21 protein-coding genes are annotated in these 22,974 nt (G+C 70.4%); 15 read left to right on the top strand and 6 right to left on the bottom strand.

Annotation, left to right across the window (positions count from 1 at the left end; genetic code table 11):
* Positions 1-37 precede the first annotated feature (37 nt).
* A complete protein-coding gene (locus tag HHX40_RS29875) occupies positions 38-1,105 on the top strand; it encodes a hypothetical protein (protein WP_182883257.1) in 1,068 nt (355 codons plus the stop codon).
* A gap of 8 nt (positions 1,106-1,113) precedes the next feature.
* Here HHX40_RS29875 and HHX40_RS29870 read toward each other — a convergent pair whose 3' ends face one another.
* Positions 1,114-1,413 (bottom strand): DUF2637 domain-containing protein, encoded by a 300-nt coding sequence (locus HHX40_RS29870; RefSeq protein WP_182883256.1) that lies wholly within the window; start codon positions 1,411-1,413, stop codon positions 1,114-1,116.
* Between the two features lie 21 nt (positions 1,414-1,434).
* The gene (locus HHX40_RS29865) at positions 1,435-2,838 is read right to left on the bottom strand and encodes a PLP-dependent aminotransferase family protein (RefSeq protein ID WP_182883255.1); all 1,404 of its coding nucleotides are present in this window, start codon (positions 2,836-2,838) and stop codon (positions 1,435-1,437) included.
* A gap of 137 nt (positions 2,839-2,975) precedes the next feature.
* Here HHX40_RS29865 and HHX40_RS29860 point away from each other — a divergent pair, with 137 nt between their 5' ends.
* Both HHX40_RS29860 and HHX40_RS29855 read left to right on the top strand, forming a co-directional pair.
* The gene (locus HHX40_RS29860; RefSeq protein ID WP_182883254.1) at positions 2,976-3,494 is read left to right on the top strand and encodes a cysteine dioxygenase family protein; all 519 of its coding nucleotides are present in this window, start codon (positions 2,976-2,978) and stop codon (positions 3,492-3,494) included.
* 88 nt (positions 3,495-3,582) lie between these two features.
* The gene (locus HHX40_RS29855; RefSeq protein WP_182883253.1) at positions 3,583-4,146 is read left to right on the top strand and encodes a dihydrofolate reductase family protein; all 564 of its coding nucleotides are present in this window, start codon (positions 3,583-3,585) and stop codon (positions 4,144-4,146) included.
* Between the two features lie 221 nt (positions 4,147-4,367).
* On the opposite strand, the gene HHX40_RS29850 is transcribed toward HHX40_RS29855, so the two are convergent.
* The 3 genes from HHX40_RS29850 to HHX40_RS29840 all read right to left on the bottom strand — a co-directional run bounded on the left by HHX40_RS29850 (position 4,368) and on the right by HHX40_RS29840 (position 7,574).
* Entirely contained in the window at positions 4,368-5,195 is an 828-nt protein-coding gene (locus HHX40_RS29850; RefSeq protein WP_259404039.1) for a DeoR/GlpR family DNA-binding transcription regulator, read from the bottom strand.
* A 94-nt stretch (positions 5,196-5,289) separates the two neighbouring features.
* Positions 5,290-5,889 carry a sugar O-acetyltransferase gene (locus HHX40_RS29845; RefSeq protein ID WP_182883251.1) on the bottom strand — a complete coding sequence of 200 codons (600 nt, stop codon included), beginning with the start codon at positions 5,887-5,889 and terminating at the stop codon, positions 5,290-5,292.
* Between the two features lie 125 nt (positions 5,890-6,014).
* On the bottom strand, positions 6,015-7,574 hold the full coding sequence (locus tag HHX40_RS29840) for an APC family permease (protein WP_182883250.1): 1,560 nt from the start codon (positions 7,572-7,574) through the stop codon (positions 6,015-6,017).
* A 320-nt stretch (positions 7,575-7,894) separates the two neighbouring features.
* Here HHX40_RS29840 and HHX40_RS29835 point away from each other — a divergent pair, with 320 nt between their 5' ends.
* The 11 genes from HHX40_RS29835 (at position 7,895) to HHX40_RS29785 (ending at position 18,519) form a co-directional block, all read left to right on the top strand.
* Positions 7,895-9,307, top strand: coding sequence for an NAD(P)/FAD-dependent oxidoreductase (locus HHX40_RS29835; protein ID WP_182883249.1), 1,413 nt, complete (start codon positions 7,895-7,897; stop codon positions 9,305-9,307).
* The gene (locus HHX40_RS29830; protein ID WP_182883248.1) at positions 9,304-10,095 is read left to right on the top strand and encodes an FAD-dependent oxidoreductase; all 792 of its coding nucleotides are present in this window, start codon (positions 9,304-9,306) and stop codon (positions 10,093-10,095) included. Before HHX40_RS29835 ends, HHX40_RS29830 begins: the two co-directional genes overlap by 4 nt.
* Positions 10,092-10,322, top strand: a complete 231-nt coding sequence (locus HHX40_RS29825) for a hypothetical protein (protein ID WP_182883247.1) — start codon at positions 10,092-10,094, stop codon at positions 10,320-10,322. The genes HHX40_RS29830 and HHX40_RS29825 overlap by 4 nt, the downstream gene beginning before the upstream one ends.
* A gap of 108 nt (positions 10,323-10,430) precedes the next feature.
* Positions 10,431-11,141, top strand: a complete 711-nt coding sequence (locus tag HHX40_RS29820; RefSeq protein WP_182883246.1) for a class II aldolase/adducin family protein — start codon at positions 10,431-10,433, stop codon at positions 11,139-11,141.
* Positions 11,138-12,628: a xylulokinase gene (locus HHX40_RS29815; RefSeq protein WP_182883245.1), complete on the top strand. Its 1,491-nt coding sequence runs from the start codon at positions 11,138-11,140 to the stop codon at positions 12,626-12,628. Before HHX40_RS29820 ends, HHX40_RS29815 begins: the two co-directional genes overlap by 4 nt.
* Before the next feature lie 105 nt (positions 12,629-12,733).
* A complete protein-coding gene (locus HHX40_RS29810) occupies positions 12,734-14,209 on the top strand; it encodes an aldehyde dehydrogenase (protein WP_182883244.1) in 1,476 nt (491 codons plus the stop codon).
* Positions 14,210-14,376: 167 nt separating this feature from the next.
* Entirely contained in the window at positions 14,377-15,303 is a 927-nt protein-coding gene (locus HHX40_RS29805; protein WP_182883243.1) for an ABC transporter ATP-binding protein, read from the top strand.
* Positions 15,287-16,048 carry an ABC transporter permease gene (locus HHX40_RS29800; RefSeq protein WP_182883242.1) on the top strand — a complete coding sequence of 254 codons (762 nt, stop codon included), beginning with the start codon at positions 15,287-15,289 and terminating at the stop codon, positions 16,046-16,048. Before HHX40_RS29805 ends, HHX40_RS29800 begins: the two co-directional genes overlap by 17 nt.
* Positions 16,045-16,803 (top strand): ABC transporter permease, encoded by a 759-nt coding sequence (locus HHX40_RS29795; RefSeq protein ID WP_182875560.1) that lies wholly within the window; start codon positions 16,045-16,047, stop codon positions 16,801-16,803. The genes HHX40_RS29800 and HHX40_RS29795 overlap by 4 nt, the downstream gene beginning before the upstream one ends.
* A 10-nt stretch (positions 16,804-16,813) precedes the next feature.
* A complete protein-coding gene (locus tag HHX40_RS29790) occupies positions 16,814-17,917 on the top strand; it encodes a sensor histidine kinase (protein ID WP_182883241.1) in 1,104 nt (367 codons plus the stop codon).
* The gene (locus tag HHX40_RS29785) at positions 17,914-18,519 is read left to right on the top strand and encodes a response regulator transcription factor (protein ID WP_111701440.1); all 606 of its coding nucleotides are present in this window, start codon (positions 17,914-17,916) and stop codon (positions 18,517-18,519) included. The genes HHX40_RS29790 and HHX40_RS29785 overlap by 4 nt, the downstream gene beginning before the upstream one ends.
* Positions 18,520-18,577: 58 nt before the next feature.
* Here HHX40_RS29785 and HHX40_RS29780 read toward each other — a convergent pair whose 3' ends face one another.
* Positions 18,578-19,405, bottom strand: coding sequence for a hypothetical protein (locus tag HHX40_RS29780; RefSeq protein WP_182883240.1), 828 nt, complete (start codon positions 19,403-19,405; stop codon positions 18,578-18,580).
* Positions 19,406-19,670: 265 nt separating this feature from the next.
* Here HHX40_RS29780 and HHX40_RS29775 point away from each other — a divergent pair, with 265 nt between their 5' ends.
* Entirely contained in the window at positions 19,671-22,523 is a 2,853-nt protein-coding gene (locus HHX40_RS29775) for an ATP-binding protein (RefSeq protein ID WP_182883239.1), read from the top strand.
* Positions 22,524-22,974: the final 451 nt, after the last annotated feature.

The following is a 22,974-nucleotide window of genomic DNA, read 5'->3' as shown; positions in this document are numbered from 1 at the left end:
TGCGGTCATCAGTGGCACCAGCAGGTAAGGAGCATCGGTGACGGGAATTTGGCATGACGAAGGAAAAGGGCTGGTACCTCTTCCTGCGCAGCCGTACGCGAACGAGCACGCGCTTCATGGCAGTATCGAACGCGCTCCCGCGATGCTGCCGCTTCCCGGTCAGCCAAGACTGGTGATCCTGGGCCGGGAGGTGCAGCTCGGCAATGGCTACGCCGATCTCGTGGCCGTGGATGCCGACAGCGGACGACCAGTGGTCATCGAGGTGAAACTCGCTGCCAACTCGGATCGGAGAACCGTCTTCGCACAGGTACTCGGATACGCGTCCTATATATTCCGGCTGTCGGCGACCGCGTTCGAAGAGCTGATGCAGCCTCATGTGACCAAACGCGGACACGCGACCGTCGCCGATGCCGTGACTGCGGAAGTCGGAGATGGGTCGTTCGACATCGAGACCTTCCGTAACGGCATGGCTGAGGAATTCGAGAAAGGGAATGCTCGCTGCGTCGTGGTCCTCGACGCCGCGCCGACCGACTTGATCGAGCTCGCCGGGTATCTGCAGACCGTCACCAACGATCGCCTGGATATCGACCTGGTGACGGTGATGGCCTACGACGTGCGCGGCAGCCAGGTGCTCGTCCCTCAACTGGTCGAGCCGGAGCGCACTCTGGCGGCCTCGGTTTCGCCCTCGAGGATTCAGCGGGAGGCCAAGCCGACTTCGGGATCGGCTTCCTTCCGCGACAGCATCGACAGCGCCGATCCTTCCCATCGCGAGCTGCTCCGCCAGCTGTGTGACTGGGCAGAGCGATTGCAGTCAGATGGTCTGGCCACCCTCTTCACCACCGTGGGCAAGGGCCGCTGGATCCTCAATCCGCGTCTTCCCGGTCAGAGCCGTGGGATGTTCACGATCTGGAATGACGGAGGCGCCTATGTCAGCCCGCAACGTACTGTCATCCAAGCCGAGGCACCGAACACACTGACTCTCCTGGACGAACGACTCCCCGGTCAAATCGGTCAGAACAACTACCTGAAGTGCGACATCGGTGACGAGGTGCTCGCGATCCTAAGGAGTGCCTACGAGGAATCCGCCAACCGCAAAAATTTCTAGTAGCGCGGTCAGCGGCGTGACCGGAAGCGGTCGGACTGTTCACAGATAGTCGTCTGAGTATGACTCAGGGCGTCAACGTCGATCTTGCTGCGAATGCGCAGCAGCGGCCAAGGCCAGCACACCTGCGCCGAGGATCGGAAGGCCAACGGAAAAATGCCAAGGATTCCGACCACCGTCAGGATTACGCCCGACACCGCTAGCGCCAACGGCATGAGGGCCGCTCCCAGCTCACTTTCGCCCTGCCGCAACGCCAGTTCATGCATCTGCCGGTGGGACACGACCGCGGCGATCACGGCCAGCAGGCTCACGGGTGCGGTCGTCGTCCAACGTTATCCCTGCCGTAGCAGGTCGCCGATGGCCGCGATCCCGCGTCTGATCGCGTCCTCGTTGACGTCGCCGAAGCCGAACACGATTCCCGGCGGTCCGTCCCGGGCCGGTGATCGGTATCGACCGAGCCCCTGCAGCCCCACCGAGCGTTGTGCCGCCGCATCGATGATCTCCGCCTCGTCGGCTCCCTCGGGGATCTTGGCGACGGCGTGGAAGCCGGCGGCGAGGCCGGTCAGCACGAGGTTGGGAGCGTGCTCGCCGATCGCTTCGACCAGTGTGTTGCGTCGTGCGGCATAGACGCCGCGCATGCGGCGTAGATGGCGATCGAACCGGCCCGACTCGATCAGCCGAGCCAGGGCGAGCTGGTCGAGTGTCGGCGAGCAGCGGTCGCACCGGTGTTTCTCCTCGGCGATCCATGCACTCAGGTGCCGTGAAGCCAGCACCCACCCCAGTCTGATCGCGGGAGCGAGAGACTTGCTGACCGATCCGATGCTCACGACTCGATCCGCCGCGAGGCCCTGGAGCGATCCGACGGGTTGCTTGTCGTAGCGGAACTCCGAGTCGTAGTCGTCCTCGATCACCACCCCGTTCACCTGCTCAGCCCACTGCAGCAGTGCCAACCGCCGGTCGGGGGCGAGGACCACACCGGTCGGGGTCTGGTGGGCCGGCATGACGATGACCGCGGTCGCTTTCGTCCTGGCGAGCTCGTCGACGACCAGGCCGCGGTCGTCGACGGGGATGAAGACCGGGTTCAGGCCTGCCCGGCGGACGAGGACCGGCATGTCCAGGTGGCCCGGGTCCTCGACGGCGACGGAGGTGGTGCCCGCGGCTCGCAGTGCGGCCAGGGTGAGGGCGGCGCCCTGGGTGAACCCGCTACAGATCACCACGTCATCCGCGCCTGCGAACGCTCCGCGAACCCGTCGCAGGTACGACGCGATGACCTCTCGCAGCGTGATCGAGCCCCGGGGATCGCCGTACCCCATGTCACGGGCGGAGGCCGTACGGGTGGCCTCCCCGCATGCCCACAACCAGTCGCGTGCCGGGAAGCTGTTCAGGTCGGGGCGTCCCGGCGCGAAGTCGATCTCCATCCTGGCGGCAGGCGTGCCCTCTGGTGATGTGACGACGGTCGCCTGCGGGCTGAACGCGACCCGCGTCGCCGAGCCGCCGAAGGCACGTAGGTAACCCTCGGCCTCCAACTGCTCATAGGTCGCCTGGACCAGGCCGCGGGAGACACCAAGGTCCACCGCGAGCTTTCGCGATGACGGCAGCCGCTCGCCGATCTGCAGACGCCCCTCCCGGACCGCTGTTCGCAGCGCGTTCTGCAACTGCGAACCCAGCGCCTCGGGGCTCTGGCGATCGAGCCGGATGAAGACGTCCGGGGTCAAACCGGACCACTCGACTGCCATGGAACTGGACCTTACACAGGTCCACCTGCCTGGCCTAGCGTCACATCAACCAACCACGAGGACACCTGATGCAAGCCATGCAGCCGACTTCGCCTGCTACCGCGACCGGTCCGGAAACTCCCTCCCCCCTGGAAGGCATGTACGCCGGGATCCGTGCCACAACCCGGGTCCCGGCAGACTGGCAGACCGTGGTCGACGCCGTGGTCGCCGGCCTGAGCGGGAAGCTCCCCTCAGCCGACGACGTCCTGTGGCAGGTCCCGGCCCGGGCACGCCGAGGGAGTGACCGAAGCCAGGTACTTCACCTCGAGCCCGACGGCAGCTTCTCCGTCGTCGCGCTCATCTCCCGGCCCGGGCAGGCGACCAGCGTGCACGACCACACGACGTGGTGCGTCGTCGCGGTCGTCGCCGGTACCGAGTGCGAGGAGCGGTTCAGCCTCGACGAAAGCGGCCGAGCCCTGCTGTTGACGGGGACCCGCACCGACCAGGCGGGGGCGGTGAGCGGCTTCGCCCCTCCGGGCGACATCCACCGGGTGACCAACTCGGGCGCGACGGTCGGCGTGTCCCTCCACGTGTACGGCACCGATATCGGCCGGATGGGGAACAGCGTGCGCCGTACCTACGACCTGCCCATCGTCGAACCGAACGAAGCCGGCTGACGGGAGCACCTGATCACGTGCACCGCGGACCCAGCGGAGCATCGACACCTCGTTCACCGCGCCGATCAACAAGATCAAGGAGTGACAGATGACGGACACGGAACGGCAGACCGCCGAAGGCAAGGTGCTCTGGCATTTCACGATGTCCCTGGACGGGTTCGTGGCGGGGCCGGACCACGCGATGGACTGGATGACCGGGATCTCGTTCCGCCCCGGCCTCATCGAGGAGTACGCCGAAACGACCGGCGCCGTGCTGGGAGGCCGGGATGGCTTCGACGCCTACCCTCACGTCAGCGGGATCTACGGCGGCGTGTGGCAGGGGCCGGTGTTCGTCCTCACACACCATCCCGAAGACGCGCAGCGTCCCAACGGCGTGACTTTCCTGAGCTGCGATGTGGCCGAGGCGGCCCGGATTGGGCTGGAGGCCGCCGGTGGCAAGAACCTCGAGGTCTTCTCGGCCACGATCGGCCGGCAGCTTCTCGAACGCGGGCTGATCGACGAGATCGACCTGCACATCGCGCCGGTGCTGCTCGGCGACGGGATCCGGCTGTTCGACAACCCCGGGGGCGCCCCCGTCCGACTGGAGCTACTCAACGGCGATGACCGTTCGGCCGCAGTGAATGTGCGGTACCACCCGATCGCGACCAAGTAGGTCAGAAGCACAGCGGTCGATGACGATCAGTTCGTGGAGGTAGGTGTGGAATCCGCCCCGGTCGTGGAAGGGTTTCGCGGCCGGCGTCCTCAAGCTGATGTCGGCTCGCCGCCGCGAGCAATGAGTAGACCTCTCGCTCCAGGTCAGCGGTCAGGGCAGGAGGAAGCGCCCCCAACCGTTCGCCCCATCCATCCTTCATCCGCGCCTCGGTGGTGACGTCGTCAGACGACGATCACCTCGAGGCCGGTGTCGCTCAACCGGGCGACTTCCGTGGGGTCGGCGCCGTCGTCGGTCACGAGCACGTCGATGTCCTCAATAGGGGCGATGGGAGTGAAGCCGCGGCGCCCGACCTTGCTGGAGTCGGCGACCACGACCTTCCGGGTTGCCCGTCGCACGATTGTCGCGCCGACCTCGGCCACGAGCTGGTGCGGTGTGGTCAGGCCCCCGTCGGCGCTCAGGCCGTCGCACCCGAGGACGGCGACGTCGGCGCTGACCCCCTCGAACGCGGCCAGTGCCTGGGGGCCGACGAAGGCCATGTAGGCGGGCAGGTACAGGCCGCCGACGGCCACCAGGTGAGGATCGCTCCAGGCGCTGACGTCGTCGATGATCGGCAGGGAGTTGGTGACCACGGTCAGGGACGTCTGCGCGGACGCGTCCAGGCTCGCGGCGACCCGGGCAACGGTGGACCCGGAGTAGAAGAAGACCACCGAGGCGTGGTCGAGGAGGGCGGCAGCTCGACGGGCGATCTTGAACTTGGCCTCGGCGTTGCGCTGAGCGGCCTCGGCGTACTGCCGGGAGGTCGGGGTGTGCGCGGGGCGGCCGGCGCCGCCGCGAACCCTGGTGATCAGCCCCTCGGCGACCATGGCGTTCAGGTCGCGCCGCACCGACATCTCGGTGAGGCCGAACTCGTCGGCGAGCTCCTTTACGCTCACGAACTCCTTGCCGTCGAGGAGCTCGAGCACGCGCGCACGGCGTTCGCGCGTGCGCAATCGGGGAGGGCTGAGCTCGGACTCGCGTGCGGAAGAGGACTGGGTCACCACACCGCCCATGTTCGCATCCTGTTCGGTTCATGCACAACACAACACCGAGGTGTGCGTTCGCACAGGTTGGGCTCGACGTATCCCATGGAACTGTCGAGCGCACCTAGAGGACGTCCGGGCGCCAGCCGGTGGCGTCCTGCTCGGTGATCTCGCGCAGGATCCGGGCGGGGTTGCCGGCGGCGATGACGCGTGCGGGGATGTCCCGGGTCACGACGGCCCCGGAGCCGACGATCGCGCCGTCGCCGATGGTCACGCCGGGGTTGACGGTGACCCCGCCTCCTATCCACACGCCGTCGCCGATCGTCACGGGCTTGGCGTAGCAGGCTCCGGCGACGCGCTCGGCGGGATCGATGGCGTGGTTGGAGGTGTAGATGCTCACGCGCGGTCCGAGCAGGACGTTATCGCCGATCGTGATCCGTGCGCCGTCGAGCATGACGGCGTCGAAGTTGGCGTAGAAATTGGCGCCGACGCTGATGTTGTAGCCGAACTCGCACCGGAAGGTGGGCTCGAAGTGGGCGCCGGGACCGACGTGGTCGAGCAGGTCACGCAGGAGGGCCTCACGGTGGGCCTGGGGAGCGCCGAAGCTGTCGTTGTAGGCGTTGGTGAGCAGCACGGCCCGCTGGCGGGCGGCGACCAGTTCGTCGGTCAGGTCGTTGTACATCTGCCCGGTGAGGATGTGGGCGCGCTGTGCCTCAAGGCTCACGTGTTGTCTCCTGCGGCGTTCGGTCTTCGTGTCGGGCGCAATGTGGGGTGGTGTGGTGCGCGGTGCCTGCGCGACCGGCTTCGAGCCAGGCCGCGCAGGCGCAGGGTCGGGCTGCTCGTTGAGGATCAAGTGTTGCGGACGTCGGCCACCGACGCCGATGGGGCCTCTCCCGCGGTGAGCATGACCTGCATACGGTCGTAGCGTTCCCGCGAGCGCCGGCGTAGCCACAGTGCGTACCCACTGCCGAGGAAGCCGAAGAAGATCAGCAGGCCGATCAGGATCCAGGTGAGAGTTTGGGAGGCACCCAGCAGGAGGTCGAGGCTGGACAACGCCAGGACGAGGATGCTCCCGAGGCCTGCGATGGCGAGCAGCGGAGCGATGACGGTGTGCCAGCGTCGCTTGTCGACGTCGTTGCGGCGGAAGAAGACGAAGATGGCCACGCCGGCCAGGATCTGCGCGGTGACGATGCCGACGGTCCCGATGCCGGCAAGCCAGGTGAACAGGGTCGTGTAGGGGTCCAGGCCAGCGATGGCGAAGCCGGCGACCACGGCCGCGGCGCTGACGGTCTGAACGGTGGCGGCGACGTGAGGAGTCTTCTGGACCTTGCGGGTGTGGCCGAGACGGTTCCAGACCAGGCCCTGGCGGCCCAGCGCGTACAGGTAGCGCGAGAGGTTGTTGTGGAAGGTGACGATCGCGGCGAACAAGGCAGTGATGATCAGGACCTGGAAGGTGTGCGCGATCCAGCCCCCGAGCACGGTGTCCGCGACGAAGAAGATCAGGTTGCCGGACTCCTTCTGGGCCACGGCCTGGGCGTCGTCGACGCCGACGGCGTTGATGACCAGGTAGGAGGTCAGTGCGTAGACGCAGGCCATGAAGACGACGGCGAAGTAGGTGGCGCGGGGGATCGTGCGCCGGGGGTTCTTGGCCTCCTCCGCATAGATGGCCGATCCTTCGAACCCGATGAACGTCGTGTGGGCCAGCATGACGGACACCCCGACACCGACGGCGAAGACGGTGGGGATGGAGAACGGGGTGAGGCTGAAGCCTTCACTCGCGGCGGCGGTGTCGGGGCTGAACACGATCCCGGCGCCCAGGGTCAGGAGCATGGTGCACTCGAGGGTGATGAGCACGCCCAGAATGACGCCGCCGGCGTGAACGCCCTGCAGTCCCAGTGCGAGGCAGGCGAGCATCGCGACGATCGCGCACACCCACCAGGGCACGTCGAGGCCTGCCGCGTCGTGCAGCAGTGAGGACAGGTAGTAGCCGAAGCCGCCGTACAGGGAGAACTGGATGCAGCTGTAGGCGAAGACGGTGACCGCGGCCGACCCGAGGCCGACGACGCGGCCCAGGCCGAGGGTGGTGTAGGCGTACAGGGCGCCGGCGTTGGCCACGTGTCGGCTCATGGCCAGGTAGCCCACCGCGAACAGCAGCAGGATGCCCGCGGCGATGATGAACGCGCCGGGGGTGCCGGCGCCGTTGCCGAGGCCGATCATGATCGGCACGAGGCCGACGACGCCGGTCAGGGGCGAGGCTGCGGCGATGATGTAGAAGGCGATCGCCGGCGCGCCGAGCGAGTTGGGCTTGAGCCCGTGATCGCCCGAGTGCGTCTTGCTTCCATCGGCGGCGAATGGGGAGCCGGGGCCCGGTGCGGCCTGGGGTGAGTCCGGATGGGGCTGCGTCTGCATCGATGTGCCCACTTTCTTCTTGCGGCCCGGCGCGTGGGTCGTGCGGGCCGCCGAACGGTCCGAGGCACTCAGATCTCAAGGGCGGGGCAGGCCCCGCTGCCCGACCCTTGACGCCTCGGTGTATTGCGGAGCATCGAACATCGTTCTGGTTCACATGTCAACACTTGCCTGTTTTTTGCGATAGTGAGTAATGTTCGAAACGAACTTCAGATCCATCGCTTCGAACATAATTTGATCGTGGGTGGTGGGTTCGGCCGCGGGTGGCAGATCCCGCGGCGATGACGCTGCCCGGCGTCGATCTCGAGACGGAGGTGAGGCCGATGACCACTACGCGCTACGACGTGGTGGTGGTCGGTGGCGGCGTCCTCGGCACAGCTGTGGCCGAGCGGCTGGCGCGCACCAGCGCAAGCGTATGTCTGCTCGAGGCCGAAGGTGACGTCGGGGAGCACGCGAGCAAGGGCAACGCCGGGGTGGCGGTGTCGTACTACGGCGGACCGGGCACGCTTGAGACCGAGCTGATCAACGCCTCCAACCCCTTGTGGGAGGAGCTGTGCGAGCGCCTGGACGTGCCCTACCGGCGCATCGGCGGCCTGATGGTGGCCCTCAGCGAGCGCGAGGCCGAGCGGCTGGAGCACACCAGGGCTGAGGCGGCCGCGTGCGGTGTGCGGGTGCGGATCCTCAGCGCCGGCGAGGTACGCGAGGCGGAGCCGTTGGTGACCCCCGACGCGGTCGCCGGCCTGTCCCTGCCGGACGAGGGCGTCATCGACCCGATGCGCCTGACGGCCGCGTTCGTCAGTCTGGCCGCCGCCAACGGTGCGGTGATCCGGCTGCGCGAGCGGGTCGAGGCGATCGAGCACGAGGACGACGGCACCAGCACGGTGACCACCGATGCCGGACGCTACCGCGCACGGTTCGTCGTCAACGCCGCGGGCGTCGGCGCGGGCGCCGTGTCCCGGATGGCCGGTGGTGAGCCGCTGGTGACCTGGCCGCGCAAGGGGCAGTACGTCGTGGTCGACAGGGCCTTCGCCGGCGCCCTGCGCCAGATCGTGTTCTGCACCCACCTTCCCGAGACCAAGGGCATCAACGTCGTGCCGACCACGCACGGTTCGGCGCTGCTGGGCCCGACGGCCACCGACGTGACCGACCCGGACGACCGGGCCACCGATGCCGAGACGATCGCCCGGGTCGTCGCCGAGGCGGCTCGGCTGGTGCCCGCCGTGGCCGAGGCGTACGCGATCAAGACCTTCGCCGCCAACCGCCCGGCCGGCGACGAACCGCACCGCCTGCGTGTGGACGCGCACGTGCCGAACCTGGTGCACGTCACCGACCGCTCGGCAGGGGTGAGCATCTCCCCGGCCGCGGCGCAGTACACCCTCGATCTGCTCCAGGCCGCCGGCCTGGACGCGGTCGAGCGGCCCGACGCGCACACCGCGCTGCCGCGAATCCCACGCCTGCGCACCGCGCCCGAGCCCGAGCGGCTCACGGAGGTCGACCCGCTGTACGGGCAGGTCGTCTGCGCGTGCGAGCATGTCAGCGCCGCCGAGATCGACGCGGCGCTGAGCGCCCCGGTCCCGGCGACGTCCATCGACGGTGTGCGCAAGCGCACCGGGGCCGGCTACGGGCGATGCCAAGGCTCGTTGTGCCTGGCCGGCATCTCGTTCCTCACGGCGATGGCGACCGGGTGCGGGCCGGATACCGTGCGCCACACCGTGCGCGGGACGGTGGGGTCGTGAGCCGCCTGCTGGTCGTCGGCGCCGGCCCGAGCGGCCTGGGCTGCGCCACCGAGCTCGCTCGAAGTGGCGGACACGACGTACTGCTGATCGACCGGGTCCCGGTCGCCGGAGGCGAGTCCGGGTGGGACGAGCCCGAGGTGCGCGAGCTGGTCCGCGCCGCGACCGACGCCGGTGTCGAATTCCGGTTCGGGGCCGCGGCCGCCGTCTGGACCGACCGGCGTCTGCTGCTGACCGCACCGGGCACGATCCGGTGGGTCGAGGCCGACCACCTGTTCTACGCGGGAGGACTCCGCCCCGCCACCGCTTCCGACCTGAACATCGTCGGTGAACGGCCCGCGGGAGTGCTGCCCGCGACCGTGGCCGATCACCTGCTGAGCACCGGCGTCCGGCTGTGGAAGCGCGCCGTGATCGTGGGCGACGGGCCGTGGGCGCCGCACATCGCGGAGCGGATCCGCGGGGCCGGCGGCCACGTGACCGCCGTCGGCGCCGGATCGCCCACGTGGGCCGACCAGGTGGTCGCGGGAGGAACGGGACTGGAGGTCCTCGGGCGCGACCGCGTGCACACGCTGCGCGTCGTCGAGGGGACCCGGGCCAGGGACCTGGCGTGTGACGCGGTCATCCTCGCCGCCGGGCCCTTACCGAACCGCAACGTCGACGGCGCGCTGGCCGAAGGGGCCCCGCATGTCACGTTCGTCCAGCCCCTCGACGCCCGGGGAATCGCGCCTCGCGCGCAGGCCGGACGCGCCATCGCCGCCCACTGGGCCCGAACGAACGGAGGAAACCCGTGAAAGTCAGCTCCCCGATCGGCGAGCTGCCGTTCGAGCCGCGCAGCATACGCGCGCGGGACGGCGGCATCCGGATGGAAGGCGTCATGGGTGCCTGGCCCGCCAAGGTGGAGATCGACGCCGACGACATTCCCGGCCTGCTGCGGCTCGTCCTGCGCCCTGCCGTCCTGGGTGTTCTGATCCGGATCGCGTTCGCCCAGGCCCGGCGTGCCCTGTTCCGCCGTCGCTGATCACCTCACTCGCGGAGTTTCGCGTTCCCGGACCCGCGCCCCGGCGGTCCGCGATCCCGACTGCCCGCATTTCCCGACCCATGGTTCGACTACGAGAAGGAAGACCCGATGAGCACCAAGTGGCTCGACACCCGTCAGAAGGTCGTCGCCTACGCCCGCAAACTCCAAGCCGAGCGCTTGGTCTACTCCACCGCGGGCAACATCAGCGTCCGCGTCCCCGGAGAGCCCGGGCTGCTCGCGGTGACACCGACCTCCACCCAGTACGACTTCCTGGAGCCGGAGGACATCGCCGTCATCGACCTTGACGGCAACGTCGTCGACGGCCGGCGCGCCCCGACGTCCGAGACGCCGATGCACACCCTCATCTGCAGGCGCCGCCCCGAAGTCGGTGCGATCGTGCACACCCACGGCAAGGCCGTCATGACGATGGCGAACCTGGGCTGGACCCTCCCGCCGATCCTCACCGGCCTGGTCGAGGCCACCGGTGGCCCGGTTTACACCTCCCCCTACTCTCAGCCCGAGACCGACCAGATGGCCGACTTCACCGCCGAGGCGCTGGAGGACCGCGGCGCGACGTTCATGCGCTTCCACGGGCTCATCGCCATCGGCGCGGACCTCGAGCACGCGTTCCACACCGCCTCGGTCGTGGAGGGCGCGTGCGAGGTGTTCCTGACCATCAAGCAGTTGGGCGTCGACGTCGAGGAGCTGCCGCAGGAGCAGGTCGACTGGATCGCCTCGTACTGGCGCGCCCAGTTCCCCGGTGCGCCCGAGCCGCTGCCGGCTCCCGAGCCCAAGCCCTATCCGGGTCTCGTGCGATGACGTACCTCATCGGCGCGGACGTCGGGTCGTCCGCGCTCAAGGCGGCCCTGGTGCACCCTGAGCAGGGCGTCGTGGCGATCTCCGAGCAGACCTACCCGATGCACCGCCCTCACCCGGACTGGGCGGAGAACGACGCCGACGACTGGTACCGGGCGCTGGCTCGCGCGATCCCCCACGTCTTGTCGTCCGCCGGTGTCAGCGCGCGGGAAGTGAGCGCGCTGTGCCTGGTGGGGCAGCGTGACATCGCCGTCCTCCTGGACGAGGCCGGGCGGGTGCTGGCTCCGGTGATCCACTGGACCGACCGCCGCGACCCCGAGGAGACCTCGGCGCTGTACGACGGCCTGGGACGCGAAGCCCTGATCGAGCGTTCGGGCACTCTGCCGATTCCCGGACTGGTGCTGGCGAACCTGACGTGGACCCGGCGGCACCAGCCGGAGGTCTGGCGCCGGGTCCGTCACGCGTTGCAGCCGAAGGACTACCTGGCCTACCGGCTCATCGACGACGTCGGGACCGACCCGACGGGTCCGACCCGGTCGGTTCTCAACGACTGGCGGACGGGGACGTGGAGTCCTGAGTCGTGCGCCGCCGCCGGGATCCCGTGCGAGATCCTGCCCGACGTGCGCTACGCCCCGTGGGAGCCGCGCGGCGAGCTGGGCGGCGCCGCACACGAGATCGGGCTCCTCCCCGGAACGGTGCTCGTCGCCGGCGGGGGTGACGACCCGGCGGCCGCGCTCGGGTCCGGTGTGATCGACCCGGGCGACGTGTCGATCGGCACCGGCAGCTCGATGAGCTGGCGTGCCGTGGACTCCCGGCCGCGATTCGACCCGACGGGCATCGTGGGGCTGATGCCGCACGTGGTGCCGGACCGGTACCTGCACGAGATGGTCGCCGTCGGCTCGGGCACCACCCTGCGGTGGCTGCGCTCGACCTTCGGCGGAGCGCTGGACTACGCCGAGCTCATCGCCGGCGCCCGCGAGATCGCGCGGGGCAGCGACGGGCTGCTGTGCTTCCCCTACGTGGAGGGAGCCACCGTTCCCGTCCAGGACGACCAGGTGCGCGCCGCCTACCACGGCATCTCCGGTCACCACCGGCTGCCGCATTTCGTACGAGCGACGCTCGAGGGCATCGCCTATCAGTACCCGGCGCTGCTGGACGTGCTGCGCGAGCGTGGCCTGCGGGTGGACACCATGACCATCTCCGACGGCGAAGCGCGATCGAGCGACTGGAACCAGATCAAGGCCGACGTGCTGGACCAGCCGCTGGTCCCCGCGCTGCGGGTCGAGGCGCCGTCGATCGGCGCCGCGATCCTGGCCGGCCTGGGAACCGGTGCGTTCTCCTCGGCGCGCCAGGGGGTGGACCAGGTGGTCGAGGTCTCCCCCCGGGTCGAGCCCGCCGTGGAGGGCGCGGATCGGTATCGGGAGCTGCGCCGCCAGTGGGAGGAGGTCCGTGCTGAGGTGTTCCCCCGTTTCAGGCTTCTGGTCTCCTGAGCCGGTCACCTCCCGGTGCGGCGGCGGGCCCTCGTGTACGCCACAGCGTCGCCCGCGTCCTCCGGCCCACCTCTCGCGTCATCTTCTCCCCAGAAAGGCAGTGTCGTGACACTCTCCCTTCCCGCCACTGTGCGGACCCAGGCGTACATCGACGGCGCGTTCGTCGACGCCGGTGACGGTGGCACCTTCGTCTCCGTCGCGCCCTCGACCGGCCGGCCCCTGATCACGGTCGCGTCCTGCACGCCTGACGACGTCGGCAAGGCCGTCGCGGCCGCGCGCGCCGCGTTCGACGCCGGCACCTGGAGCCAGGCGGCGCCCGAGCGGCGCAAGCAGGTCCTGACCCGGCTCGCCGAGCTGATCGAAGCCAACGCTGAAGAACTCGCACAGATCGAGTCGGCCGACGCGGGCAAGCCGATCAGCGAGTGCCGGAAGTTCGACATCCCCGACGTGGTGACGACGCTGCGGTTCTACGCCGAGGCGGTGGACAAGGTCTTCGGCAAGGTGTCCGCCACCGGGCCCGAGCACCTGGGCCTCGTGGTGCGTGAGCCGATCGGCGTCGTGGGCGCGGTCCTCCCTTGGAACTTCCCTGCCGCGATGCTCGCGTGGAAGATCGCTCCCGCCCTGGCCGCGGGCAACTCGGTGGTCGTCAAGCCACCGGAGCTGGCGTCCCTGACGACGCTGCGCATCGCCGAACTGGCAACCGAGGCCGGTCTGCCGAACGGCGTGTTCAACGTCGTCCCCGGCCTGGGGCCCGTGGCGGGCAGGGCCCTCGGCCTGCACCCCGACGTCGACATGGTGACGTTCACCGGGTCGACCGCGGTCGGCCGGCAGTTCCTGCGCTACTCGGCCGACTCCAACCTCAAGGAGATCGTGCTCGAGTGCGGCGGCAAGAGCCCGCAGATCGTCACGGCCGACAACGCCGACCGCATTGAGGAAGTGGCTGCGGATCTGGCCGACGCCGCCTTCTGGAACTCCGGGCAGAACTGCTCGGCCGGCTCCCGGATCCTGGTCGACCACGCCATCAAGGACCGGTTCGTCGCCGCACTCGCCCGTGAAGCGGAGTCGCGTGTCGTCGGGGATCCGACCGACGAGTCCACCCAGCTTGGCCCCCTCATCGAGGAGGCCGCGCTCGAGCGGGTCCTACGCCACATCGAGGGCGCGAAGGCCGACGGGGCGACGATCGTGACCGGCGGCACGCGGCTGCTGACCGAGACGGGCGGCTGGTACGTGGCGCCCACGGTCGTGGACGACGTACGCCCCGACATGGCGGTGGCTCGCGAGGAGATCTTCGGGCCGGTGGTCGCCGTCCTCGGATTCGACACTCTCGAAGAGGCGGTCTCGCTGGCCAACGACTCCGATTACGGGCTTGCCGCCACCGTGTGGTCGCACAATGTGGACACCGCGATCCGCATCGCCAGGGGCGTGCGGGCCGGCACCGTCGCGGTCAACGGCTACTCCGAGGGGAACATCACCACGCCTTTCGGCGGATACCGTACGTCCGGCTTCGGCGGCCGCGACAACGGCATCGAGGCCTTCGAGCAGTACACCGAGCTCAAGACGATCTGGTTCACCATCCGCTGAGCACCGCGCGCAGGCTCCCGTTGAGGGCGTACGAGACCATCCGCCACCTCGATCCGCATCCGCCTCTGACCGGTACGGCACGTAATCCCAGGATCAGGTGACACGCTGCTCGCGAAGATGTGAATTGCTCACTGTTTCCGCCGTCGTCCCTGGCCAAGGATCGAGGCGTGGCAGCGATTCAGGTGAACCACCTCAGCAAGAGCTACGGCGGCTTCCAGGCGGTCGACGACATCTCGTTCGAGGTCGAGGCGGGCACGGTATTCGCCCTGCTCGGCCGCAACGGCGCGGGCAAGACCACGACGATCGAGTTGCTCACCGGCTTCCAGAAGCCGGACGCCGGTTCGGTCAGGGTGCTGGGCCTCGACCCGATCAGGGACCGCGCCCAGGTGCGCGGCAACGTCGGCATCATGCTGCAGGAGGCCGGGTTCTTCCCCGATCTGACCGCCGGGCAGACGGTCGAGATCTGGCGTGACTTCACCCCCGCCGCGCGCCCCGCGAGCGAGGCGCTGGAGCTGGCGGGCCTGACGGCGAAGGCGAAGACGAAGGTGCGGCAGCTGTCCGGCGGTGAGAAACGCCGCCTGGACCTGGCGCTGGCCCTGCTGGGCCGGCCCGATGTGCTGTTCCTGGACGAGCCGACGACCGGCATGGATCCCGAGGCCCGCCGCAACATCTGGGAGGTCGTCCGCGACCTCGCCGCCCGGGGTACGACCGTGTTGCTGACCACCCACTATCTGGAGGAGGCCCAGCAGCTGGCGGCGAACCTGGCCATCATGGACAGGGGTCAGATCGTCGTCGGCGGCGACATGGCCGAGACACTGGCCGCGCGGGTGGGGCGGGTCTCGTTCGAGCTGCCTTCCGTGATCCAGCCCGGGGAGCTGCCGCTGCCCGCGACCATGCGGGGCAGGCTCGCCGTTGTCCAGGCCCCCGATCCCGACCTGGCCGCCCAGACGCTGCTGGGCTGGGCCAGCGAACGCGGCCTGCGCCTGCGCGGCCTGGAGGTCCGTACGGCCTCACTGGAAGACCTGTTCCTGGAACTGGCCCACAACGGCGAAACAGCCCAGAACAGCACGACCACCCGTGACGCCCGTGCGTGACGTGCTGGCCGTGGCGCGGCTGGGCGGGCGGCTGTTCTGGCGCGACGGCCGGGCCGTGGGCGGCGTCGCGGTGCTCGGCGTCTGCCTGGGCGCGGGCCTGCCGCTGCTGATCGCCGCCGCGCTCAGGAGCCGCGACGTGAAGGTGGTGCTCGGCATGCATCTCGGCATGCTCGCCACGCTCCTGACCATCGTCGCGACCACCCAGACGGCCGTGACGCTGTCGGCCAGGCGGGAGCTGCTGGTTCTCAAGCGGCTACGCGCCTCGGGCCTGCGCGGGCGGGCCATCGTCGGCGGCGAGCTGGTCAACATGGTGACGCAGGCCGCTCTCCTGTCGGCCCTCGTCTCGGTGATCCTCTACACCTTCACCTACCTGCCGCCACCCGAGCTGCCGCTGCTGTTCGCGGCGTGCGTGGTCGTGGTGGCCGGGGTGCTGGCGCTGATCGGCGTCGTCTTCTCGATCGTGACCCGCCGCCCCGACCTGAACGCCCCCGCCACGATCCCGTTCATGCTGGCCAGTGCGCTCGGGGCGGGAGCGTACGGGCCGTTCGTCACCGGCCTCCTCCCCGGCTGGGTCCGGTGGGCACTCGACCTGCTGCCGACCGGAGCGATGGTCGAGATCGCCGGGCTCGCCTACAGGGGCGGCGAGCTCGCGACGCTGACCGGGCCCGTCCTGAACCTGACCGTCTGGGCCCTCCTCGCCCTGGTCGCCGTCCGCTTCCTCTTCCGATGGGATCCACGCCGATGAGCCTCACGGCCACCTACAAGCTGAGCGCCCGGCTGTTCTGGCGCGACAAGGGCACGCTGCCCGCCTCCGTGATCACCCCGCTGGGCCTGGCGATCGGGATGCCGACGCTGATGCGCAACGTCACGGCCGGCGGCGTCACGGCCGCGGCGCAGATGTTCGTGGGGACGCTCGCGCTCATCCTGTCGGGGACCGCGTTCCTGAACATCACCGTCGCCCTGACCATGCGCCGCGACCAGCTCCTGCTCAAACGGCTACGCGCCACCCGGCTCACCGACCGGCAGATCCTCCTCGGCGAGGTCGCGAACACCGTCACGCAGACGGTCATCCTCATGATCGTCTCAGCTGTGGCCGTACACCTCCTGGCCGATGTGCCGCTGCCGAGGAATCCGGTGCTCTTCGCGGTGTTCGCGGTCGCGGGTTCGGCGGTGATGGCGACGCTGGGGGTGGCGTGGACGGCCGCGATCCCGCGCGGGGAGCTCGCGGCGCCCATGACGCTGCCGTTCTTCTTCCTGGCCGGCCTCGCGTCCGGGGCGATGGGCTCGATCGTGGACCTGCTGCCCTCCTGGCTGCACCCGTTCTTCGCCGCCCTGCCCACCAGCGCGGTGGTGGACGCGGTCCGCGCCTCCTACGGGCCGGGCACGTTCGGCTCCGACCTGGCGGCGGCGGCCGTACCGGCTCTGGTCCTGGCGGTGTGGGCGGGGGTCGCGCTGCTCTCGATCAGGAGGTGGTTCCGCTGGGAGACCCGGAAGTCATAATGGGCCGGTCATGAACTCCACCTCCGCGCGACGGCTCGGAATCGCGCTGATCGTCCTGGTCTCCGTCGGTTACACGATCATCCCCCTGGTGGCCTCCCTCGCGACGGCCTCCGCGTCGGTCAACGCCCGGCTGCTCGTGCTGCTGGCCGCTTTCTACTGGCCGCACTTCCTGCACGTACGGCAGGCGTTCACGGGCGCCCGATCCCGATGGCTCCCCGCCACACTGGCGGTGCAGGCGGTCGCGGCCTACCTGCCGGAGGTCCTCGGGTTCACCGGCTGGTCGGCCGGGACCGCGCCGCTCCTGGCCGGGCCGGTGCTCCTGCTGCTCCCGCTGCGCTGGGGCGGCGTCCTGGTGACGACGATGGCGGCGGCGGAGTTCTGGTGGCTCCAGGGGATCTTCCACAACGTGACCGGCTCGTACTTCTACGCCCTCACCATCGTCATCACCGGCGCCATGATCTACGTCGTGGTACGGCTGGTCCGGGTCACCGCCGAACTGGAGCAGGCGCGGGCCGACCTGGCGGAGGCGGCGGTGCTGAAGGAGCGGTTGCGGATCTCCCGCGACCTGCACGACGGCCTGGGCCAGAGCCTCACCGCGATCGTGTTGAAGGGCGACCTGGCCGCCCGGCTCATGGACCGCGATCTCCCCGCCGCGAAGACCGAGGTCGGCGCGCTGGTCCAGGTGGCGAGGGAGACCGCGCTGGAGGTGCGTCAGGTGGCTCGCGGCTACCGGCGGATGACGCTCGCCGACGAGGTGCACCGGGCCACGGCGCTGCTGGAGTCGTCCGGAATCGGCTGCCAGGTCAACCTCGCCGAGATGACCCCGTCCCGCGAGCAGGACGAGGCGCTCGCCTGGGCCGTGCGCGAGGGTGTCACGAACATCCTGCGGCACAGCCGTGCCACCACCTGTTCCATCACCACCTCGAACCGCGCGGGACGCGCCCACCTGGAGATCGTCAACAACGGCCTCGCACCTGATGACGCGCGAACCACCAGGCCTTTCGGTGGCGGGCTGACCGGGCTCGTGGAGCGGGCCGCGCAGACAGGGGGCACGGTCGAGGCCGGGCACACGCCCGAGGGCGGCTTCCGGTTGACGATGGAGGTGCCCGCGTGATCCGCGTCCTCCTGGCCGAGGACATGCACATGATCCGGGCCGCGCTCACCGCCCTGCTGCGCCTGGAGTCCGACCTGGAGGTGGTGGCCGAGGTGACGCGCGGGGACGAGATCGTCCCCGCCGCGCTGCGGGTGCGCCCGGACGTGGCCATCGTCGACATCGACCTGCCCGTGCTGGACGGCATCACCGCCGCCGCCCGGCTGCGGGAGGTGCTCCCCTCCTGCCGCATCCTGGTGCTGACCGCGATGGGCCGGCCGGGTCAGGTGCGGCGGGCGTTGTCGGCGGGCATCGAGGCGTTCCTGGTCAAGGACGCCCCCGGCGACCGCCTGGCCGACGCGATCAGGCGTACGGCGGCCGGGCTGCGGGTGCTGGACGCGGAGCTGGTGGCCTCGGCGATGGAGTACGGAGAGAGCCCTCTCACCCCACGCGAGGCCACGGTCCTCCGCGAAGCCGCCCGAGGGGCCTCCGCCGAGGAGATCGCCGCCCGGTTGCACCTGTCGGCGGGCACCGTACGCAACTACCTCACCGGCGCGATCACCAAGACCGGCGCCCGCAACAAGATCGACGCCGTCCGCATCGCCGAGGACGCGGGCTGGCTGTGATCCCAGCCCCGACCCGACCCGACCGCAATCGCGACCGCGACCCCGACCGGGCCGGGAATCACACGGGCTTCGGCAGGTAGGTCGACAGGCACGCCTCGGCCGCGCTCGTCGGCTTGTAGCAGGCCTTCGCGGTGAGGCCGCCGTCGAGATTCCAGCGGGAGAAATAGGCCGCGGTGCCGGTGCAGGTCGACCCGCTCGTGTTCACGTCTCCCACCTTGACGTTGGCAGAGGCGCAACCGGAACCGGTCGCGGTCTTCTCCAGGGTGTTCAGCGTCGACCTGCCGCCGTCGTCGGAGCCGAAGCCGGTGAGCCGCACACCGGGACGCACGAGCGAGTACGTGTAGTCCGTCGCCGTGTAGTAGGACCAGCTCGCTCCGGTGCCCGTCGTGCGCACCCCGGCATCGGTCGCCGAACTCGGAATGGCGACGAAAAGTGACTTGTCGGCGTTCGTGGTGCCGGGAATGGTCCGGTAGACCAGCACCAGAAGGCCATCGTCGAAGCTGCCGGATCCGGTGCTGAATGTCTTGTAGGTGCCGTTCCCGCAGGTCGTCTCGTTGACGAGATCGGAACTCACATTGATCGCCCGGATCACCACCCGGGAGCACCGGCCGTCGTCGGCGACGTGCTCGATCGTTCCGTGGAGGTTGCGGGAGCCGCTCTGGTCGCTGCCGAATGCCGTCAGCTTGACGCCCGGCAGCGTCGCGGCGACCTGGAACGCGTCCGCCCGGTAGTAGTTCCACGAGGCCGACATGCCGGCTCCATCGGCGGCCTGGGCCGGCGAGGCGGTGAGCAGGGCGCCGGTCACCGCCGCGACCAGCGTCGCGCCGACGGGCACGAGGCTCCGCGACGTGGGACGGAAACGGACGGGACGGAAAATCGTCGACATTATGCCCCTTTTGCGTTGCGTGCGTGCTTCTGGGTGCCTGATGTGCACCCTTCGCGTTCCATGTCAGGATCGCCGCCGTGCGGTGTCCGTAATGGACCACTTCGCCGTCGCATTCCATGGACCAGTAATCGCCGCATCCGGTAATTTGGTGCGCAATAACCACCCATTTTGTTATGCTGTGAGAAGTTAATCGCGGTCAGCCACCGCGGTGAAACCGGCGGCGTCGCACTCGCCGGCCAGTCCACCGCCCTACCACGAACGCAGGATGGTCCCGAGATCAGCGCACCCGCCCCTACAGGAGCGGGACGAGGGCGTCTCCATCCTGGTCGACGCGGCGCGTGCCGTTACTCCTGATACGGGCGGGCGGATATTCGTCGTCGAGGGTCCTCCCGGGATCGGCAAGACGCGGTTGCTGGCCGAGGTGCGCGAGCGGCTGCGTCAGGACGGCCGACCAGTCGCACGGGCCGCGGGTTCGCCGCTGGAACGCGAGTTCGCCTACGGCGTCGCGCGGCAGTTGTTCGAGCCGATGCTGACCGCGGAGGCCGAACTCGGGCGGGGTCCGCTGTTCGCCGGCGCCGCCGCGCAGGCCGCGTCGGTGTTCACCGTCGAGGCGATCCGGCCGGTCGGCGACCTCGCGGTCCTGCACGGGTTGTACTGGCTGGTCGTGAACGCGTGCACGGCGGAACCGCTGACTCTCGTCGTCGACGACGTCCAGTACGCCGACTCGCCCTCTCTGCGGCTGCTGGCCTACCTGCTGCCCCGGCTGGACGGCCTGCCGCTGACCGTGATGCTGGCGCTGACGTCCGGCGCGCCGGTCCCCGACCTGCTGGCCGAGATCCTGCGCACGCCCAGCACCGAGTTCGTACGGCTGCGCCCGCTCGGACCGACCGGCACCGCCGCCGTCCTCGCGACGATGTTCGGCACCCGGCCCGACGACGCCTTCGTCGCCGCCTGTCACGACTCCAGCGGTGGCAACCCGCTCCTGCTGACCGAGCTGGCCCGAGGCTGCGTCGAACAGGGCATCGCACCCACGAGCGGCAACGCCACCCTGCTGGACACGGTGCTCCTGCCGTGCCGGATACGGCCCCACCTGGGAAACATGCCGCAGGACGTCGTCGATGTGGCGCATGCCGTCGCGCTTCTGGGCAACGAAGCGGATCTGCCCGCGATCTCGGCCGTCTCCGGCCTCGGCGTCGAGGCCACCGCGACCGCCGTCGATCGGCTGATCCGGAGCCACGTACTGGTCCGCGCGCCCGCCGGCCGGTTCGGCTACCCGCACCAGCTGTTGCAGCGGTCGGCCTACGAGTACCTGGACACCTCCCGCCGGATACGGGGACACCGGGCGGCGGCGCTGCACCTGGCCGCCACGGGCGCGGAGCCGGAGCGGATCGCCGCCCAGATCCTGCAGGTGCCTCCGGGCGTGGTGCCGGGCGCGGCCGGATACCTGCGGCGGGCCGCGGAGACGGCGCTGTTCCGCGGCTCCCCCGACAGCGCGTACACCTATCTGCGGCGGGCGCTGCCCGAGGCGACCGGCGACGAGGACCGTCAGGTCCTGGTCGACCAGCTCGCCGATGTCGCGCTGCACAGCGACGTCGAGGCCGCCGCGCGCTACGGCGAACAGGCCCTGGCGTCGGCCGTCGAGCCCGCCGCCCGGGCGGTGGCCGGTCTACGGCTCGGGGAGGCGTTGCTGCTCGGCGGCGACACGGAGGCGGCGATACGGGCCTGGCGTGACGCGCGGCAGGCGCTGGGCGAGGCGTCCCCTCCCCACGACGCCGGGCTGCGCCGGCATCTGGACGCGTACCTGGTCAATGTGACCGTGCTGGAACCCGGTCAGCTCCACCTGATCGACGAGGTGGGGCAGGCCGCGGGCGACGACGAACCGCCGAGCGCCGGCGGGCGGGCGCTGGACTGCGTGCTCGCCCTGCGGGCCGCGTTCGAGGCCCGTCCACAGGCGGCGCCGGCCGCCCGCCGCGGCCTTTCCGACGGGCTGCTGGTGCGCCTCGGCACCGGGGACAGCCCACTCGTGTGCGGCTGGCTGGCACTCCTGGCCGCCGAGGACGACCTGGTCGGCACGAGCATCGACCACGCCCGGCGGGAGGCGTACCGCCGCGGCAGCGTCCGGGCGTACGGGCCGGTGCACGCCTTGGCGGCGCTCCACGAACTGTGGCGCGGCAATCTCGCCGAGGCGGAGCGGGAGGCGCGTACGGCGGTGGAGGCCGTCGAGCGTTCTGGAGTACGGCTCGGCCGGCCCTTCGTCGCCCCGTTCCTGGCCGACATTCTGGCCGAGCGCGGCGACCTGGCCGGCGCGCGGTCCGCACTGGCCTGGGCCGGTCTGCCGGAGGAGCCGCCGCCTGCCGGTCCCATGTACTTCTACGCCGACACGCGGGCGCGGCTGCTGCGCCTTACGGTGGGCGGTGAGCGGGCGGTGGCCGCGGCGCTGGACGCCGGCCGCCTCTTCGCCCGCTTCGGCGGCGACAACCCCGCGTTCATGCCCTGGCGCACCGAGGCGGCCCGCACCCTGCACCGGCTGGGTCACGGCGACCGGGCGGCGGAGCTCGCGCTGGCCGAGGTGGCCCTGGCCCGCCGCTGGGGCGCGCCCCGGCCGCTGGGCCGCGCGTTGCGGGTCGCCGGCGTCGTGCTCGGCGCACGGGACGGCTTCCCGCTGCTGGCCGAGGCGGTCGACGTGCTCGCCGGATCGCCTGCCCGGCTGGAGTACGCCAAGGCGCTGGTGGACCTGGCCGCGGCGGCGGGCGGGCGAGGTCAGCGCGGCTGGGCGCGCGAACTGCTCGACGACGCCGCCGAGCTCGCGGCCCAGTGCGACTGTCCCCCGTTGCGCGAGCGCGTGGACGCCATGTCGGGGGCGGCCGGGTCCCGGACCGCCTCGGCCGGGCCCGGCGCCACCGCGCTGACCTCAACAGAGCGCCGGGTCGCCGAGCTGGCAGCCACAGGCTTGTCCAACCGCGAAATCGCCGAGACTCTGTTCGTCACTCCCAAGACCGTCGAGCTGCATCTGACCAACACCTATCGCAAGCTGCGCATCGGCGGCCGGGTCGAGCTGGTCCACGCGCTGGACCGCGTTGCGGCGGGGACCGCCAGACCGCCGCGGACCCGCCGATGACCGAGGCCTCGGCGCGCCGGGAGTGAGCTCGGTGTCGCCGCCGCCGCCGTGCGGGCGGCGTCCGGACGCGGGCCGTGCCGGACGCGGGTGCGCGGGCACGCCGTCGGCGCCCCGGCCGGCCCGTGCCCGGGTCAGGCCGGCCAGCACCGTGCGGACGGCCAGCAGGCCGTGGTGCAGTTCCTCGTCGGTCAGGTGGCCGAAACCGAGGACGATTCCGTCGGGATCGTCCCCGGCCCGGACCTGGTACAGGTCCGACAGACGGCCCACGGTCACACCGCGGCCCGCGAGTTCGGTCACCACGGGATCGACGGTCTGGCGGGGCAACAGCAGTGCCGCACTGGCACCGCGGGGGCCGAGAACCAGCCGCGCGGGTCGTCCGACGGGTGCCAGCGCGGCACGTACCTCCTCGCGCCGCCGGACGTGGAGCCGCGACGCGCGCCTGACGTGCTGG

This window comes from Microbispora sp. H10949 (assembly GCF_014161435.1).
Taxonomy (GTDB): Bacteria; Actinomycetota; Actinomycetes; order Streptosporangiales; family Streptosporangiaceae; genus Microbispora; species Microbispora triticiradicis.
The sequence above is the reverse complement of the archived record's forward strand: the minus strand, read 5'-3'. Positions and strand labels throughout refer to the sequence as shown.